21 protein-coding genes and 3 pseudogenes are annotated in these 16595 nt (G+C 68.2%); 17 read left to right on the forward strand and 7 right to left on the reverse strand.

The window, feature by feature from the left end:
- From QOZ89_RS48310 to QOZ89_RS21605, 15 genes are all read left to right on the forward strand, one after another.
- Positions 1-310 (forward strand): hypothetical protein (locus QOZ89_RS48310; protein WP_491723667.1); only part of this gene is annotated, 310 nt, incomplete at its 5' end.
- Positions 282-806 (forward strand): transposase, encoded by a 525-nt coding sequence (locus tag QOZ89_RS21545; RefSeq protein ID WP_312624964.1) that lies wholly within the window; start codon positions 282-284, stop codon positions 804-806. The genes QOZ89_RS48310 and QOZ89_RS21545, both read left to right, overlap by 29 nt.
- Before the next feature lie 297 nt (positions 807-1103).
- Complete coding sequence (locus tag QOZ89_RS47460) at positions 1104-1505, forward strand: ATP-binding cassette domain-containing protein (protein ID WP_349308084.1); 402 nt, start codon at positions 1104-1106, stop codon at positions 1503-1505.
- Positions 1506-1583: 78 nt separating this feature from the next.
- Positions 1584-1766 carry a hypothetical protein gene (locus tag QOZ89_RS21550; RefSeq protein ID WP_071053906.1) on the forward strand — a complete coding sequence of 61 codons (183 nt, stop codon included), beginning with the start codon at positions 1584-1586 and terminating at the stop codon, positions 1764-1766.
- A gap of 191 nt (positions 1767-1957) precedes the next feature.
- Positions 1958-2230, forward strand: a complete 273-nt coding sequence (locus tag QOZ89_RS21555) for a nickel-binding protein (RefSeq protein ID WP_071053905.1) — start codon at positions 1958-1960, stop codon at positions 2228-2230.
- On the forward strand, positions 2223-3173 hold the full coding sequence (locus QOZ89_RS21560) for a TAXI family TRAP transporter solute-binding subunit (protein ID WP_071053904.1): 951 nt from the start codon (positions 2223-2225) through the stop codon (positions 3171-3173). Before QOZ89_RS21555 ends, QOZ89_RS21560 begins: the two co-directional genes overlap by 8 nt.
- Positions 3174-3180: 7 nt before the next feature.
- A complete protein-coding gene (locus QOZ89_RS21565; RefSeq protein WP_071053903.1) occupies positions 3181-3513 on the forward strand; it encodes a ferredoxin family protein in 333 nt (110 codons plus the stop codon).
- Entirely contained in the window at positions 3510-4721 is a 1212-nt protein-coding gene (locus QOZ89_RS21570; protein ID WP_071053902.1) for an FAD-dependent monooxygenase, read from the forward strand. Before QOZ89_RS21565 ends, QOZ89_RS21570 begins: the two co-directional genes overlap by 4 nt.
- 3 nt (positions 4722-4724) lie before the next feature.
- Positions 4725-5426 carry a class II aldolase/adducin family protein gene (locus QOZ89_RS21575; RefSeq protein ID WP_071053901.1) on the forward strand — a complete coding sequence of 234 codons (702 nt, stop codon included), beginning with the start codon at positions 4725-4727 and terminating at the stop codon, positions 5424-5426.
- Between the two features lie 55 nt (positions 5427-5481).
- On the forward strand, positions 5482-6405 hold the full coding sequence (locus QOZ89_RS21580; RefSeq protein WP_083420003.1) for a fumarylacetoacetate hydrolase family protein: 924 nt from the start codon (positions 5482-5484) through the stop codon (positions 6403-6405).
- Between the two features lie 131 nt (positions 6406-6536).
- Complete coding sequence (gene hisD / locus QOZ89_RS21585; RefSeq protein WP_071053900.1) at positions 6537-7823, forward strand: histidinol dehydrogenase; 1287 nt, start codon at positions 6537-6539, stop codon at positions 7821-7823.
- Complete coding sequence (locus QOZ89_RS21590) at positions 7820-8587, forward strand: SDR family NAD(P)-dependent oxidoreductase (protein ID WP_071053899.1); 768 nt, start codon at positions 7820-7822, stop codon at positions 8585-8587. The genes hisD and QOZ89_RS21590 overlap by 4 nt, the downstream gene beginning before the upstream one ends.
- A 300-nt stretch (positions 8588-8887) precedes the next feature.
- The gene (locus tag QOZ89_RS47465) at positions 8888-9202 is read left to right on the forward strand and encodes a formyltransferase family protein (RefSeq protein ID WP_206745038.1); all 315 of its coding nucleotides are present in this window, start codon (positions 8888-8890) and stop codon (positions 9200-9202) included.
- Between the two features lie 388 nt (positions 9203-9590).
- Positions 9591-10361, forward strand: coding sequence for a dienelactone hydrolase family protein (locus QOZ89_RS21600; protein WP_071053897.1), 771 nt, complete (start codon positions 9591-9593; stop codon positions 10359-10361).
- A gap of 293 nt (positions 10362-10654) precedes the next feature.
- On the forward strand, positions 10655-11281 hold the full coding sequence (locus QOZ89_RS21605; RefSeq protein WP_071053896.1) for an NADPH-dependent FMN reductase: 627 nt from the start codon (positions 10655-10657) through the stop codon (positions 11279-11281).
- A 54-nt stretch (positions 11282-11335) separates the two neighbouring features.
- On the opposite strand, the pseudogene QOZ89_RS47470 reads toward QOZ89_RS21605, so the two are convergent.
- From QOZ89_RS47470 to QOZ89_RS47475, 4 genes and pseudogenes are all read right to left on the reverse strand, one after another.
- Positions 11336-11440 (reverse strand): annotated as a pseudogene (locus QOZ89_RS47470) (S1 domain-containing protein); the annotation flags it as partial.
- 357 nt (positions 11441-11797) lie between these two features.
- Complete coding sequence (locus QOZ89_RS21610) at positions 11798-12043, reverse strand: antibiotic biosynthesis monooxygenase family protein (protein ID WP_241842383.1); 246 nt, start codon at positions 12041-12043, stop codon at positions 11798-11800.
- A 10-nt stretch (positions 12044-12053) separates the two neighbouring features.
- The gene (locus QOZ89_RS21615; RefSeq protein WP_198543607.1) at positions 12054-12713 is read right to left on the reverse strand and encodes an acyl-CoA dehydrogenase family protein; all 660 of its coding nucleotides are present in this window, start codon (positions 12711-12713) and stop codon (positions 12054-12056) included.
- Complete coding sequence (locus tag QOZ89_RS47475; protein WP_071053894.1) at positions 12703-12909, reverse strand: flavin reductase family protein; 207 nt, start codon at positions 12907-12909, stop codon at positions 12703-12705. Before QOZ89_RS47475 ends, QOZ89_RS21615 begins: the two co-directional genes overlap by 11 nt.
- 278 nt (positions 12910-13187) lie before the next feature.
- Between QOZ89_RS47475 and QOZ89_RS21620 the strand changes: the two are divergent.
- Positions 13188-14194, forward strand: a pseudogene (locus tag QOZ89_RS21620) (IS5 family transposase).
- Here QOZ89_RS21620 and QOZ89_RS21625 read toward each other — a convergent pair.
- Together QOZ89_RS21625 and QOZ89_RS21630 are read right to left on the reverse strand one after the other, a co-directional pair.
- Positions 14169-14396: pseudogene (locus tag QOZ89_RS21625) on the reverse strand (hypothetical protein); the annotation flags it as partial. The pseudogenes QOZ89_RS21620 and QOZ89_RS21625 overlap by 26 nt on opposite strands.
- A gap of 58 nt (positions 14397-14454) precedes the next feature.
- Positions 14455-14943: an IclR family transcriptional regulator gene (locus QOZ89_RS21630; protein ID WP_157910630.1), complete on the reverse strand. Its 489-nt coding sequence runs from the start codon at positions 14941-14943 to the stop codon at positions 14455-14457.
- A gap of 222 nt (positions 14944-15165) precedes the next feature.
- Between QOZ89_RS21630 and QOZ89_RS21635 the strand changes: the two genes are divergently transcribed.
- The gene (locus QOZ89_RS21635; protein ID WP_071053892.1) at positions 15166-15747 is read left to right on the forward strand and encodes a GPR1/FUN34/YaaH family transporter; all 582 of its coding nucleotides are present in this window, start codon (positions 15166-15168) and stop codon (positions 15745-15747) included.
- A gap of 65 nt (positions 15748-15812) precedes the next feature.
- Here QOZ89_RS21635 and QOZ89_RS21640 read toward each other — a convergent pair whose 3' ends face one another.
- Positions 15813-16592: an IclR family transcriptional regulator gene (locus QOZ89_RS21640; protein ID WP_198543605.1), complete on the reverse strand. Its 780-nt coding sequence runs from the start codon at positions 16590-16592 to the stop codon at positions 15813-15815.
- Positions 16593-16595 lie beyond the last annotated feature (3 nt).

Consider the following 16595-nt stretch of genomic DNA (forward strand, 5'->3'; position numbering starts at 1 on the left):
GCTGGGGCTGCCGTTCACCCACTGGAGCCTGCGCAAGCTGTCCGACTACCTGCGCCACCCCCCGGCCGGGGTACCCCCGGTCATCGTGGGCCGCCAACGCCTCGGCGAACTGCTGCACCAGCACCGGATCTCCTTCCAGCGCACCCGCACCTGGAAAGAGACCTCCGACCCGGACGCGGAGACCAAACTGGCCCGGATCGAACAGGTGACCCGCCGTTTCCCTGACCGGTGCTTTCGCCTTCGACCAGTTCGGGCCGCTGTCGATCCGCCCCTGCCACGGGCTGTGCTGGGCCAGAGCCGGCCACCCTGACCGGCTGCCGGCCACCTACCACCGCACCCACGGCATCCGCTACTTCCACGGCTGCTACTCGGTCGGTGACGACACCCTGTGGGGCGTCGTGCGCGAGCGCAAGGGAGCCGACCACACCCTGGCCGCCCTCAAAAGCATCCGCGCCGCCCGCCCGGACGGCGCCCCGATCTACGTCATCCTGGACAACTGGACCGGGAACAAGACGGCCGCGATCCGCACCTGGGCGCGGCGGCACAAGGCCGAGCTGTGCCTGACCCCGACCCAGGCGTCCTGGGCCAACCCGATCGAGGCCCACTTCGGCCCGCTGCGCGGCTTCGCCCTCGGTAACAGCGACCCGCCCAACCACCCGGCACTCGCTCGCGACCTGCACGCCTACCTGCGCTGGCGCAACACCCACCGCCGCCACCCAGCAGTGCTGGAAGCCCAGCGCCGCGAACGCGCCCGTATCCACTCCGAACGCCAGCACCGCTGGGGCCACACCAGAAACGCCGCCTGATCAACAAGAACCGACCCGCATTCGCGGACAACGCACTAGCCGTGGTCTTCGCCATCCTGACTCTGCCTGCTACGGCGTGCGGCGGCGGGCGGTTTCGGGTCGAACCAATTCTCGGCGCCGGCCGCCCAACCCCCGGGCGGAAAGGCGGCTCGTGAACATGCGACGGCCGTCCCCCGAGCAGAGACACCCGCCACCGAGCCCGCGTCAACCGCCGCCCAGCCCAGGGCCACCGTCCCGGCCGCTGGACGGGACGCCGAGCTGAGGCTCGAGCTCGACGGCATTCGGGCCGGCTACAGCTTGATCGACGCGGTCGGGAACGTCAGCTTCGCCGTCCGTGCCGGCGAATTACTCGCGCTCCTGGGCCCGAACGGCGCTGGCAAGTCGACGGTCCTGAAGGTTGCCTCGGGCCGGCTCCGGCCGAACGCCGGCACGGTGCGTCTGTATGGCGCCGACGTTACCGGCCGCCGACGGAAAGGCTGGCCCACGGGGGCTGTGCTGTCTCCCCGAGAGACGCAGCGTCCTCCCGGACCTCACCGGCGCCGAGAACCTCCTCGTCGCGACGCATCCGGGAGCCGCCCGCGCCACCGTGGAGGCGGTCGCCTACGAACTGGTTCCCGCTCCTGGGCCAGCGCCGCAGGCAGGCAGCGGGCGCCCTGTCGGGAGGCGAGCAGCAGATGCTGGCCATGGCCCGCCCGCTGAGCCTGGATCCCACGTTCTGCTCCTCGACGAACTGTCGATGGGCCTGGCCCCATCTATCGTGGAGGACTCTACGAAACCGTGAGCCGCCTCGCAGCCGCCGAGTCGATGGCGATCGTCATCGTCGAACAGTTCGCCCACGATGTGCTCCGCGTCGCCAACCACGCCCTTGTGATGGCCCACGGCCGAATCGTCCTCGGCGGCCGCCCGGACGAGATTGCGGGCGGTACGGGCACGGCCTGTCTCGGGCTCCGGTCGACGTGACGAAGCGGCTGGCGTTGCCCAACGAGCGCGGACGACAGACGTCCTCTCACTGCCCGGGATCCGCTGGTGCGCACGTGTCTGCGCGAGAACGTGATGTTGGTTCTCGACCAACGACCCGCCTTGCGGATCGAGAAATAAGGTAGCACAATGCGGGACACTGTCCCGTAGACTGCCACATCACGAGGAGCACGATGGCGATCTTCCTGACCCTGCACCAAGCTCCTGGCCTGTCACCCGAGGAGATCGCCGGCTACGGTCCGGAGGTCGTCAAGTCGGTCCACGCCACGTTCCGCCAGCTGTACGTCAACACCGGCACTGGCTTCATCGTCACCGTCTACGAGGCCGACAACGCGGGCTCGGTCGAGCAGGAGTTCGAACGGGTCGGCTTCCCGTTCGACTCCATTAACGAGGTCGACTACACGATGAGTGCGACCGAGCTCAAGGAGATGCTTGCTCATGACTGAAGAACCGCGCCTGGACCGGCCGATCACCCTCGCGTTTCGCGGCGACTGGGGCCAGGCCAACCTGCACCGGATCTGCGGCTGGCTCGCCCAGGAGATAGGCGACCGGTCACCGGAAGGCTCCAAGTTCGCGATCTGGTCTGGCCGCGGCGGCATGGACCAGATCAACGCGATACGCGCGGGTGAGGCCGACATTTCCCTGGTCGTCCCGTCGCCGGCGCTGCCGGGCTTCAAGATCGACGACGAGATGTGCGCGCTCGGCGTGATGCCCCAGCGTGACCGTCTCGTCGTCGCGGTCGACGCCGCACTCCCCGTCAGCACCGTCGCCGACCTGGCGACCCTCTCGGGCAAGGTGACGGTCGCGACCTCCCCCGACGACGGCGTCAACCTCATCGGCTTCGCGGCCCACAAGGGCCTGCGCATTGCCGGAGTCGACCCCGAACGCCTCTCCTTCGTCTACGACGAGCGGCCGTTCCCCCCCATCGAGGCGTTCACCGCCGGTGAAGCCGACGTGCTCATCCACGAAGCGATCATGACGCCGCACTGGCAGAGCATCGCCAGCAAACGGCCGGTGCGCTATCTGCCCTGGGGCGACGACGTCCTCGCCGCCTTCGCCGCGGAGGGCTGGCCCTCTGCCACCGTGGAGGCCGGCTACCTCCCCGGCCTCACCGAGGATCTCCTCACCCTCGACTTCTCCGACTTCGTCGTGATCTGCCCCCGTACCCTCGCCGACGACATCGCCTACCTCGCCGTCTGGTGCATGGTGAAGACCCGCCGCGCGCTGGAGTCGCAATACGCCCACATACCGCCCGAGCGCTCCCCCATCACCTACCCGCTCGTCCCCGCCGACATGGCGCGGACACCGATCCCGCTCCATCCAGCGGCGGCCCGCGCCTACGCCGACGCCGGCGACGACACCCTCGATGGCGCGATCATCTGGAGGTGAGCACCCGGTGGCGTACGTCATCAATGAACGTTGCATTGACGAGCTGGACGGCTCATGCGTCGACTGCTGCCCCGTCGACTGCATCTACGAGGGCCTGAGGAAGCGCTACATCCACCCGGACGAGTGCATCGACTGCGGAGCCTGCCTGCCCGAGTGCCCGGTCGACGCGATCCTCGGCCCGGGCGACTCCCCCGACCCCGTCTGGGTGACCGACAATGCCGCGTTTTTCGCCGAGACGCTGCCCGGCCGAACGACCGCCCTGGGTTCGCCCGGTGGCGCTTACCCTGCCGGCGCGACCAGTGTGGACACGCCGCTCGTCACAGGCTGGACCACGAAATGACCTCACAGGTACCCCTACTGATCATCGGTGGCGGGATCGGGGGCATGACCACCGCGCTCGCCCTGGCCCGGGCCGGCTTCGCGGCGCACATCGTGGAGCAGTCACCGGAGTTCGCCGAGATCGGCGCCGGCATCCAACTCGCGCCGAACGCGCTGCGCATCCTGGACGATCTCGGCGTACTCCCGGAGCTGGCCGCGCTGGCCGTCCATCCACGCCACGTAGTGTTCATGCACGCCGACACCGGCCAGCATCTGACCACCATCGCCTTCGGCGAACCGTTCGAGCGGCGCTACGGCTATGCGTACACCGTCATGCACCGCGGTGACCTGCTCAACGTGCTTCACGAGGCGTGCAAGGCGGACGACCGCATCACCCTGGAAAGCAACCGCGAGGTCACCGAGGTCACCGATCACGGGGACACGGCACAGGTCCGCTTCGCCGACGGCGACAGCTACGAGTGCGAGGCGGTTGTCGGTGCCGACGGCCTGTGGTCGATGGCCCGCAAGCTGGTCTCCGACGACCGCCCGATCACCGACACCTTCGTCGCCTACCGCGGTGCGCTGCCGGTCAGCGACGTTGCGCGGCCAGCGGACGAGACCAGCATCCCCGTCGGGCCGGATGACGAGATCATCTGGATCGGGCCGGACAAGCACCTCGTGCAGTACCCGATCCGCCGCGGCGAGCTGTACAACCAGGTCGCCGTCTTCCGCAGCCGACGCTACTCGCGCGAGGCCGAACTCACCGACGGCTGGGGCACCACGACCGAGCTGGACGAGAGCTTCGCCACCTCGTGCGAGCAGGTACGCGGCGGGGTGGCCCTGGTCAGCCGCGACCGCCGGTGGGTGATGTACGACCGCGAACCCCTGGACAACTGGACCTCCGGCCGGATCACCCTGCTCGGCGACGCCGCACACCCCATGGTGCAGTACCTCGCGCAGGGCGCCTGCCAGGCCATCGAGGACGCCGGATGCCTGGCACGCCACCTCACCGAGCAGGACGGCGATATCGACAAGGCCTTCGCCACATATCAGGCCGAACGCATCCCGCGCACCGCGCTGGTCCAGCGGGCCGCCCGGATCTGGGGCCGAATCTGGCACGACGACGGCCCAGTCATCCCGATCCTGCGCGACCGGGTCTTCAGCCGGCGTGACCCGGACGACTACACCGACCTGGACTGGCTCTACCAGCATCAGCCGAAGGCGAGTTGAGCCATGACGACCAACCCCGTCGAGGAAGCCGTGCAGGCCAGCCAGGCGCTGGCCGCCGCCGGGCTGAACGACCTGGTGTGGGGCCACGCCGCGATCCGCGAACCCGACGGGCGGGGGGGCGTCTGGATGAAGGCGGCGGGCTGGGGATTCGAGGAGATCGACGCCGACCGGGTGCTTCTCGTGTCCCCTGACGGCGAGGTGTTGTCCGGGGCCGGGAAACGGCACATCGAGTACCCGATCCACACCGAGATCATGCGCCGGCGCCCCGACGTCAGCTGCTCGGTACACACCCACGCGCCCGCGCTCAGCGCATTTGCGTGTCTTGACACGCCGCTGCTGCCGATCTCGCACGACGGCGTCTTGTTCTGCGACCCACCGATCCCGCGGTTCACCCAGACCGGTGCGCTCATCGCCACCGCCGAGCTCGGCGCCGCCCTGGCCGAGACACTCGGTGACGCACGCGCATGCCTGATGCCCAACCACGGCGCGGTCACAGTCGGGCCCGATGCGACGACCGCCGTCATGTACGCGGTCCTGCTAGAACGCGCCTGTCGGACCCAGCTCATGGCGCTGGCCGCCGGCGGTCCGAAAATCTGGTCGGACCCCGCCGAAGCCGCGCTCAAACGCGAGCAGATATGGAACCCCGGAGGGCTGCAGGCAGGCTGGCGGTACCTGCTCCGTCCGGCGGAAAGGGCCCTCCGATAACCAACGGCTGTTCGCGGCTCCCGCTGATCTGTTCCGGAAAGGGACACCTCGCCTGATGAAAGCCACCAGCTTCCTGGACAGCCGGGGCAGCCTGCGCCTCGCGGTCGCGGACCCGGCCGGCGCCTGGCGGGATGTCACCGCCGCCGCCCTCGACGATGCCGGCCCCCAGACGGGCTTGAGCCCCATGCGGCACTTCCTGTCCAGCGATGGTGACTGGGCGCGGCTGGCCATCGCAGCCGAGTCTGCCCCGGTCGCCGACATCGTGACACCGCTGGCCCCGGTACCGGATCCCAGCAAGGTCGTTGCCGCGCCGGTCAACTACCGTGATCACCAGAGCGAGATGAACGAGGACATCGCCGTCGACGCGCTGGGCGTGTTCCTCAAGGCGCCGTCGTCGCTGATCGGCGACTCCGGGACGGTGCGGCTGCCCTATCATGACCGGCGGTTCGACCAGGAAGGCGAACTCGCCGTCATCATCGGCCAGCCGGCCTCGCACGTCAGCGAAGCGGGCGCGCTGAACGTCATCGCCGGTTACACGTGCCTGTTGGACATGACGATGCGCGGCGGGGAGGACCGCTCGGTACGCAAGTCGTTCGACACGTTCACTCCCGCGGGCCCCTACCTTGTGACCGCGGACGAGGTCGGCGACCCTGCGGAGCTGGAACTGCGCACCTGGGTGGGCGGGCAGCTGCGGCAACGTGCCGACCTCGCCGACCTGATCTGGAGCGTTCCCCGCCTCATCGCCTACATCAGCTCGGTCATGCAGTTGCAGCCCGGTGACCTGATCGCCACCGGAACCCCGGCCGGCGTCGGCGAGGTTTGCGACGGCCAGGACATCGCCGTGGAGATAACTCGCGTCGGACGGCTGCAGGTCACGGTGAGCAGCCAGGGCGCGTTCACCTGCCCGACTCTCGGCAAGGACCGCGGTCCCGTCCCGCCGGCTCACGTCACACCCCCGTCCGAGCGTGTACGCGCCTGACCCCGCCGCAACCGACAGATGCACTGTGAACTCGCCGACCCCGGTGGGCATCGAGACGCTCGACGCGGCAGGTCGCTGCGTCCTCAGGAGCGATCAGCCAGCGGGGTCAGGCCATCGGTAGGAGGAGAGCAGTGATCCGACGGTTCAAGACTGGGCGGGCCGGTAGCGCACCTCGCACGGCCAGCGCCGAGGTGCGCGCGACTGTCGAGGAGATCGTGGCCGCCGTGGAAGACCGCGGCGACGACGCCGTCCGGGAGTATTCGCGGCGCTTCGACGGCTGGTCCCCGCCCTCGTTCCGCCTCAGCGCGGATGAGATCGCGAAGGCGGTAGAGGCCGTTCCCGCGCGGACGCTCGACGACCTCGCCTTCGCTCAGGCACAGATCCGCTGCTTCGCCCAGGCCCAGCGCGAGGCGCTGCGTGACGTCGAGGTGACCACGCTGCCTGGCGTCGTGCTGGGGCACCGCACCATCCCGGTGACCGCGGTCGGCTGCTATGTGCCCGGGGGCCGCTACCCGTTGGTGGCCTCGGCGCACATGAGTGTGGTAACCGCGAAGGTCGCCGGGGTGAGGCGCGTGGTCGCCTGCGCACCTCCCTTCGACGGCCGCCCGCACCCGGCGATCGTCGCGGCGATGCACCTCGGGGGTGCCGACGAGATCTACGTGCTCGGCGGAGTTCAGGCGGTCGCCGCGATGGCGCTCGGCACCGACAGCATCGAGCCGGTCGACATGATCGTCGGACCGGGCAACGCCTACGTCGCCGAGGCGAAACGCCAGTTGTTCGGACGGGTCGGCATCGACCTGCTCGCCGGACCCACGGAAACGCTGCTGATCGCCGACGACAGTTGCGACCCGGAGATGGCTGCGGTGGACCTGCTCGGGCAGGCCGAACACGGCCCGACCAGCCCCGCCGTGCTGCTGACGACATCCCCGGCGCTGGTCGAGGGCCTTCCCGACGCGATCGAGAAGGTCCTGTCCTGGCTGCCGACCGTGGACGTCGCCCGCACGGCCTGGCAGAACTACGGCGAGATCATCCTGTGTGACACACGCGAGGAAATGGTCGCCGAAAGCGACCGCATCGCCTCCGAGCACGTCCAGGTCCTCACCCGCGACCCTGACTACTTCCTCGAACGCCTGACGAACTTCGGCGCGCTTTTTCTCGGCCCACGCACGAACGTCGCCTTCGGCGACAAGGTCATCGGGACCAACCACACGCTCCCGACCATGGGGGCCGCCCGGTACACGGGTGGCCTGTGGGTCGGCAAGTTCCTCAAGACCTGCACCTACCAGCGGGTACTGACCGACGAAGCCTCGGCGCTCATCGGCGAGTACTGCTCACGGCTGTGCGCGCTCGAAGGGTTCGCCGGCCACCAGGAGCAAGCCGACCTGCGGGTCCGCCGGTACGGCACCGCCGCCCGATGACCGCGGCAGATCAACTCGCCGGACTGCCTGTCGCGGCGGTGACAGGCGGATCCGGCAGTATCGGGCGGGCGATCTGCAAGGCCCTCGCCACAGCCGGGTTCCGGGTACTCGTCGGCTACCGGAGCGGTACCGACCGGGCCGACGCCGTAGTCCGCTCCCTTCCAGGAGCGGGGCATGCGGCGTTGCCGATGCCGGTGACCGATCCACCCGCCCTCCTTGCCGCGGCCGCGTTCGTGACCGCTGAGCACGGCCGCTGCGACGTGCTGGTCAACGCCGCCGGCGTCACCCGCTTCGTGCCCCACGACGACCTCGACGCACTTGATGACGCGCTCATCGAGGAAATCCTCGCGACCAACGTGCACGGCGCCTTCGCCGCGGTCCGAGCGCTACGTCCGCTTCTGGACCGCGCCACGCTGGCCGGCGGCGGTGTCGTCGTCAACATCTCGTCCATCGCGGCGGTCACCGGCACCGGCAGCAACGTCATCTATTGCGCGTCGAAAGCCGCCCTCGACACCATGACCAAGTCGTTGGCGCGGGCGCTCGCCCCACAAATCCGGGTCCTGTCGGTGTCCCCCGGTCTCGTCGACACCGAATTCGTCGCCTCCCTGGATGAGGCATGGCGAGACGAACAGGCGGCCCGTACCCCGCTTGGCCGCCTCGTGACTCCCGCCGAGGTTGCCGCTGCCGTCGTAGCGGTGGTCCGCGACCTCCCCACCACCACCGGAACAATCATCGCCGTGGACGGCGGCCGGCAACTCGGCTGAATGGCGGCGGTGCGGGCGACCGGGACGACCTCGACCCGCTGGGCAGGGTCGCCTGCGAGACGTTGGTGACCACCGGGCTCGTGGTCCTCGCCGGGGAAATCACTACCACGGCCACGATCGACTACACCGAAATCGGCTGGTTCTTCCTGCGGGTGGAGTTCACGCCGCCCGACCTGGAGCGCAAGCTGGTGGATGTCGAGTGCGGGCTTACCGACTTGGCCGCGTCGTTCGGGATGGAATGGCGGCTGCGCCGCGCCGCGGAGACCCACCACCTCGGGATCATGGTTTCCAAAGCCGACCATGCCCTGCAGGAGCTGCTGTGGCGCCGGCAGGCGGGGGACCTACGCGCCGAGATCAGCGTCGCGATCTCGAATCATCCGAGGGGCGACGGCGCACTACCTCTCGGAGGAGCTGGACGCCGGGCCGATCATCGAGCAGGACGGGTGCCGGGTCGACCATCGCCACACCGTCACCGACCTGCGCGGCGCTGGCCGGTATGTCGGGCGCTCGATACCTGCCCGTGCGGTGTACTGGCAAGTCGGCGACCGCGTTATCACCACGCTATGTAGGCGTGCATCTCCGGCTCTTGCAGATTCCGGCGCCACAGCAGCATAATACGAAACAGCGTTCCGTATCGCGACACGCCGCGACGAGGGAGGTCAATGGCACTGCTCCTGAGCGGCCCCGGGACTGTCACCCGATGAGGTGTGGACTTCGGCGAGCCCTTCGAGCGGCGCTGTGGCTTCGCGTACACCGTCATGCACCGCGGCGACTTGCTGGCCGTGCTGCACTAGGCAGCCGGGCGGACGAAAGCATCACTGGTGCGGCGCGGTAGCGAGCACAGGGGGTCCTCGGCGGGGTGCGGCTCAGTGCGCCCGCAGCAAGGCCAGCTGCTCGACGATCCCGGCACGGGGAGTGTTGACAAGACAGGCAGCCCGTTCTCGACCGTTAACTGTCTGGGCCAGGCACAAGGGTCAACGAAAGATAGAGGACGAAGACACCGATGACTACTGTACGTGGCACAACCGTAGACATCCCCACTCGGGACGGCACCGCCGACGCCTACCTCGCCCACTTCGACGACAACGCTGCCCGCCCCGCGGTGCTGCTCTACATGGATCTCTTTGGGCTGCGCCCCCAACTGAAGCGGATGGCCGACCGGCTCGCCGCCGCCGGCTACACCGCGCTGGTACCCAACGTCTTCTACCGCCGTGGGAGGGCACCTGTAGTGGAAGTACCCGACCTCATCCAAGCGGCCCACCGCCCGGCACTGAACGAGCAACTCTTTCCGATCATGCGGGAGTTGACCCCCCAGCTGGCCATGCGCGACGCCGACAGCTATCTGTCCTGGCTCGCCGCCTGCCCCCACGCCACCGACGGGCCGGTCGGCATCACCGGCTACTGCATGGGCGCCGCCCTGGCCTTGCGCACCGCCGGCACCTACCCCGGACGGGTCGCGGCCGCGGCCGGCTTCCACGGCGCGAATTTGGCCACCGACGGCCCGGACAGCCCGCACCTGGTCGCGGACCATGTCGCGGCAGAACTGTACTTCGGCCATGCCGACGAAGACCCGCTACTACCGCCCGAGCAGATCGAAAGCCTCGACAAGGCGCTCGCCGCCGCAGGTGTCCGCTTCCGCACCGAGGTCTACACCGGCGCACGCCACGGCTACACCCAGGCCGACACCGAGGTTCACAACCCGGAAGCCTCCGAACGTCACTGGGCGGCGCTGCTGGATCTCCTCAGCCGCACTCTCGCAAACACCCAGTCATGACAAGATGCACCGCGGTGACACTGCCAGGCCGAGGCGATGATCGCGCGGTGCACGAACTGCAATGCCGAGCTGCTGCGGCACTCCGGGGTGCGCGGCGTCGCCGAGCAGGATGACGCCGGCCGGTGGTCTAGTTGTCCAGAGGCTCTCCGGTCGTACATCACCCACCGGCGGTCGCGGTTGATCAGGGTCACTCCGGCGCGCCACGCGTGGGCACCAGGCAGCGAAGCTTCGGTACTTTGTGCCAACAGCAAAACGACGAACAACGTGGCGGAATCCGATCCAAAGGACAGTTAATGCCGACGCTGGCCGTCATCATCGGCTCGACCCGACCGGGCCGAGCCGGTCTGCCCATCGCCGTGTGGTTCATCGAGCGCGCACGCCGCCACGGCGGGTTCGAGGTCGAGGTCGCCGACCTCGCCGAACTCAATCTTCCCTTGCTCGACGAGCCGAACCACCCACGGCGGCAGGAGTACGTTCACCAGCACACGAAAGACTGGAGCGCATTTGTCGACCACGCGGACGCCGTGGTGTTCGTGACGTCGGAATACAACTATGGCTACTCGGCACCGTTGAAGAATGCGATTGACTATCTGCACAACGAGTGGATGGGCAAGCCGGCGGGGTTCGTCTCCTACGGCGGCATCTCGGCCGGAACTCGCGCGGTGCAACAGCTCAAGCAGGTCGTGGCAGTGCTGAAGATGATGCCAGTCGTGGAGTCGGTGAATATACCGTTCCACACCAATTTCATCAAAGACGGGCGGGTGCAGGCCAACGAGGTCATGGAGCAGGCGGCGGACGCGATGCTCGACGAGCTCGTCCGCGTCGAGGCCGCCCTGCGCCCGCTGCGCAAGCCGGCACTTGCCGCCGCCGCGCCTACCCGGGTGGTTACCGCGGCGTCCGACGGAGACCAGGCCCGCTGACCGAACGGCCAACATCCAGGGGGTGCAGACCCCCTGGACCTTGCGAACGCGGGTCGCGCGGCAATGGAAGCTGTCCTGTCGGGCCTGCTCGTAGTCCAACTCGACGCGGTCCCCGGCTTCCAGGGCACGGAATCCGTCCATTTCGATCGCGCTGAAATGAACCCAAGCGTCGAAACCGCGTGTCGCTGCAGGTCATCCCTGCAGGGGGGCCGGTCAAGGCGGCGCTGGGTTCTGTTTTGGCTGGTTGTGGGCGTGCGGGGTTGGGCGCCGTGGGTCGGCGGCGTGTGGGAGGGGCAGGCAGCTGAGCCTGGGCGGCTTCCTGCGCACGGCCGCCGAGCACGGCCGCGACCTGATGACCACCCTGCGCCAGGTATTCGTCGGCCAGCTCTGGATCCCGGACTGGCCCATCGTCCCCGCCGTGCGACCACACCCCCGCGCCGGCGGCGCCCATGCCGCCGGCCATCACGCCATGCCACGGACCGGAACTCTCAGCACACCTGCTGAATGATTGCGCGGTCAGGCGACACAGACGCTGGGGACGGCGATCTTCTTGAACACATGCGGCGAGACGGTGCAGGAGTCCGGGTAACGGGAGAGAAGTTCCTGGAACTCCGGGGACTTGAATGCGGTGGCGAGGGCTTGCGCGTTCTCCCAGACTGCAATGTTCAGAAAACAGCAGCTACCTTCGGTTCCTTTGTGCATCTGAGCCGAGAGGCAGCCGTTGCTCAGCATGTAGGCGGCATCATCCTGCCACAGTCGCAAGAACTCCTCCTCATACCCCGGCTCGACGCACAACCGGTTCACCAGCACGATCGGGCCGTCGTCCTGCGACGCGAGCTGCTGGAAGAATGTAGTGTTCTGGTCCATCTCGACGAGCTTCGCCATGATCGGGACTTCCCATTCTTCTTGACCGTACAAGCATTTTCGACGAGGACGGCCGAGACCGACCGACCGCCCTAGCCGCACCGCCGTCGTCCTTTTCGATGACAAGATTCAGCGCCGCCCGGCCAAGGCCGAGCTGCGGACCAACCAGCACCGTGGTCAGCAGTGACACGAAAGCCGACCGGTACAGCGTTTCGTCGGTGAACGGCGTCGGGTAACGGCCCTCGATGGCGGCCGGCACCGACATCACGCGATGCGACGGCACGAAGATATCGGTGGCCACCAGGCAGTTGCTCGCGGTCCCTTTCATACCGGCGACAAACCGGACGTCCTCGATGGTCAGGTCGGCCGCCGGGGCCAGAATCAGCCCCTGGTCGGCGACCTCGCCCCCATCATCGGTCAGCGGCACGCCGAGCACGGCCCAGGTCGACCACCAGGAGCCGGAGTTGAAGTACCACCGACCCGAAACCTGCCAGCCGCCGTCCACCTTCCGAGTGGTGGCTGACGGTGTCAGCATCCCGGTGACGTGCGGCTCCGGGTCAGTGAACACTTCGTCCTGCGCCTGTGCGGGGAACAGCGAGGCGAGAGCCGCGGTTCAGCGCCACGGTGATCATCGGCGATCGGAGCGACAACGAGGCGAAGGCGCTGACCGTCGTCCCGAACGGCCCGCCTTCGGCGGCCGTGACGACCGTGACCGGAGCGCAGACGCCGGCCATCAGATCCCAGAAGGCCTGCTCGGCGAGCATTCTTTGCCCCAATCATCGAGAGCGCTCTGCGTGCTGCCGACAGAGGAGAGGCCGCTGCCGGGTGTCGTCGCTATGTAGCGACATGCGGAACATTGCTCCTCATTGTGAGACCAAAACCCCGGCGCTGGCAAGAGGCCTCTCCGGCGGGCGTGGACGCCTGGCTGAGGGTGGACCTGGCCGCGGCGGGGTGGACAGGCGACTCTAGGGCGCGTATCGCGTTGTGATCTCTCGCCGTGATCTGTGTCCGCGGCTGTGCATGATCCGGTAGATCGTGGTGCATGACGCGGGTGCAGTTGACGGACCAGGAGTGGGCGTTCATCGAGCCCTACCTGCCGATCGGGGAGTTCGGCCCGTATCCGGCGCGGTTGCGGGAGCAGTTCGCCGGGGTGCTGTGGCGGTTTCGCACGGGCAGTCAGTGGCGGGAGATGCCGGCCGAGTTCGGGGCCTGGTCGACGGTGCACAACCGGTTTCGGCAGTGGCGGGACGCCGGGGTCTTCACGGTGCTGCTGGAGGGAATGATCGCCGAGGCTGGGCGTCGGGGTGCCGTGGACCTGTCTCTGGTCAGCGTGGACTCGACCACAACCCGGGCCCATCACGACGCCGCCGGGATGCATCTGGCCGAGGACGTGATCACCGCGCTGGAAAAAGCCGCGGAGGAGGAAGAGGGGATCCGGCAAAAAGGGGCGACACGCAGGGACAAGACGGGCAGGACACCCAGGACGACCCGGAGCGTGAGCAGCGGAGACGGGTGCGACGACGGCGTCGGGGCCGGCTGAGCGCCGCGCTGCTGGGGCGGTCGCGGGGTGGGCAGACCAGCAAGGTCCACCTCGCCGCCGACCGGCGGTGTCGGCCGTTGGCGTTCGTGCTGACCGCGGGACAGGCCGCCGACTGCCCGCAGTTCATCCCCGTGCTGGCGAAGGTCCGCGTCCCCGTCCCCGGGCCGGTCGGGCGCCTCCGGACCCGGCCCGGCGCGGTCGCCGGGGACCAGGCGTACTCGTCCCGCGGCAACCGCGCCCACCTGCGCAGCCGCGGGATCACCGCCGTCATCCCGGAAAAGACCGACCAGGCCGCGAACCGCAAGAAGAAAGGACGCGCGGGCGGCCAGCCCGTCCAGCATGACACCGAACTCTACAAGGAACGGAACACCGTCGAACGGCTGATCAACAAGCTGAAGGCATGGCGAGGTAACGCCACCCGCTACGACAAGACCCCAGGCAGCTACCTCGGCGGCCTCCACCTCCGCGCCACCATGATCTGGATCAAGGAGCTTGCACCATCACCTTGATCGCAACCAGATACGCGCCCTGGCCGAGGCGGTCGCCGAGCCCGCGCGCGACCCGCGTTGTCACCGCGGCCGTAGCGGCAATCCACTCATCATCGGCGCGCGACATCGGCGCTGTGGTGACCAGAGCACATCGAACATGGCCCCGCTTGTCACGCACCGCCGCCGCGACCGCGGCCACATCGTCCTCGCTCTCCCCGCGGTTGACCGCGTACCCCGCCGGCGAACCTTAGCCAGCTCCTCGATCAACGCCTCCCGCGTCGTCAACGCCCGGTGCGTAGACACCTCCAACACCCCGACGGATACAACTTGACGATCTCCTCGCCACTCCGTTCCGCTAGCAATTCCTTACCCACCGTCGTCGAATGTGCCGGCAGGATCCACCCCACCCGGCCGCCAGTACGCACCACCCGATCGCTCTCCAGACTGTCCAGAAACACGACGCTGGTAGCCCCCCGCATGATCCCCAAATGCACTGTCTCCTGCGTCAGATCACGTAGGGTCACCAACGCCATGTGCGACACTGCCCTGATGTCGATCTTGGACACCCCCGCCAGACCGATGTCGACCAACGCCGGCCCAGGCTTGTACGCCGGCGAGTACTCGTCCTGCTCCACGAACTGGTGGTGACTCAGCGTCGCCAACATGCGATGCACCGTCGACCGAGACAACCCCATCTCCCGGGCCACCTGGTTCACGCGGGCCATCTCATGATCCTCAAACAGCCGCAGCGGTCGCAGCACGTTGTCCACCGCCCCGATCAACCCACCGGGGCGCCCAGACGGAACCTCGACATCGTCTAAGACCGGCTCCACCCCAGTAGACCACGCCGGCCCGGCCTTGCGGATCACGATCCGGTGTAGCACACTCCGGGACACCGTTCCGCGTCGTGCACCATGCCGGAGCCTTCCCAGCAAAGGGGTTTTGCCATGCCACAGTCCCACGTGACGCCCGACTCGGCTGCCGGAGCGCGAGTGTCGGACCCAGCGCCCATCGGGCTCTCACTATTCGGTTTCGGGTTACTGCTCTACGCGGTGAACTTCATCTGGGTCGAGAAGTCGGTAGTGGGCTTGGACTACGCACTGCTGATTGGCGGGCTGGCCTTGGTCCTCGCCGGGATCATATCTGTCGTCGGTGGCCTCGCCTACTCCGGCTACGTTATGACCACCTTCGGTTTCTGGGCCATCGGGCTGTATTTTCTGCTGACCTCCGGGATCCAGAACCGGGCCTTCGCTCCTGAGGCTGTCGGCTGGTACTGCCTCGGCATGCTTGTCCCCGTGGCCTACCTCGCGATACCCGCGATCAAGTACCGGATGTACCCATTCGTGGCGCTCTTCGCCTCGCTGTTCGGAGTGCTGGCGTGTATGGGCATGGGCCAGATCAACACGGATCAGGACCTTGTGAAGACGTCCGGGTGGTTCGCCCTGTTCGCGTCCGCTCTGGTCTGGTCCGTCGCTGCTTACAGCGTGCTGGTCAACACCGGCGTCCTCACCCAGGCCGCTCCCTCGCCCCGTGTCCCAGCCGCTTCACTGCCGGTCGAGAAGGCCACCGCCTGACGTGACCGAAAGCAAAGGGTTCGCCCATGCCTGACGAGTATGAGGTCGCGCTTGCACCTCCCGGATCACCTCGCCACCAAATCGGCCTCCAGCCGGCAGGCCTCGGCATGCAGGGCCGTGACCAGCTGCCGAAGGTGATGTGGGTTGTAACGCACTATCGGCAACGACACCGACAGGCCGGCCTGCGCCATGCCGTCAGGACCGCGCACGGCCACCCCGACGGCGACCAGGCCGCGCTCCGAGCGTTCTCGGTTCAGGGCGAACCCTTTGCTTCGGACGCGCGCGAGCTCCACGCGCAGCGACGCGAGGTCCGGGCGCTCCGCCGGGCGTTCCTGGTAGCGCTCCGCCGCATAGATGCCATCCAGTTCGGACTCCGGGAGTTCAGCCAGGAGCAGGAGCCCAGCGGTTGTGCGATGGGCGGGAAACACCATCCCCTCCCGGGAGCCGACCCGAAGCGCCTGCCGGCCCTCGGCGCAGGCGATGAACCGCACGGTGTCGCCGGTGCGGATGGCTACACTCGCGGTCTCGTCGAACAGGCCGACCAGCCTGCGCAGATGGGGAAGCGCGGCTGCTCGCAACGAGGACACTGTCGACTGGGAGTGCGCGGCGAGTTCCAGCACCGGGCCGGCCCGGTAGACCCGATCGTCGTCCCGCACCGCGAAGTCGCGGTAGACCAGCATAGCCAGCAGTCGGTGCGCGGTCGACCTGGCGACCCCGAGGCGGTCAGCGACCTCCGAGACCGTCAGGCCCCCCTCCAACTGCAACATGGCCGCGGTTCGCAGTGCGTGGTCGACGCTGGCGATGGCGTAGGGCGGCGGCGTCTTGGGCGGATTGTCCAACTTCAAGCT

It is taken from the genome of Pseudofrankia coriaricola (genome assembly GCF_032027725.1).
GTDB lineage: Bacteria > Actinomycetota > Actinomycetes > Frankiales > Frankiaceae > Pseudofrankia.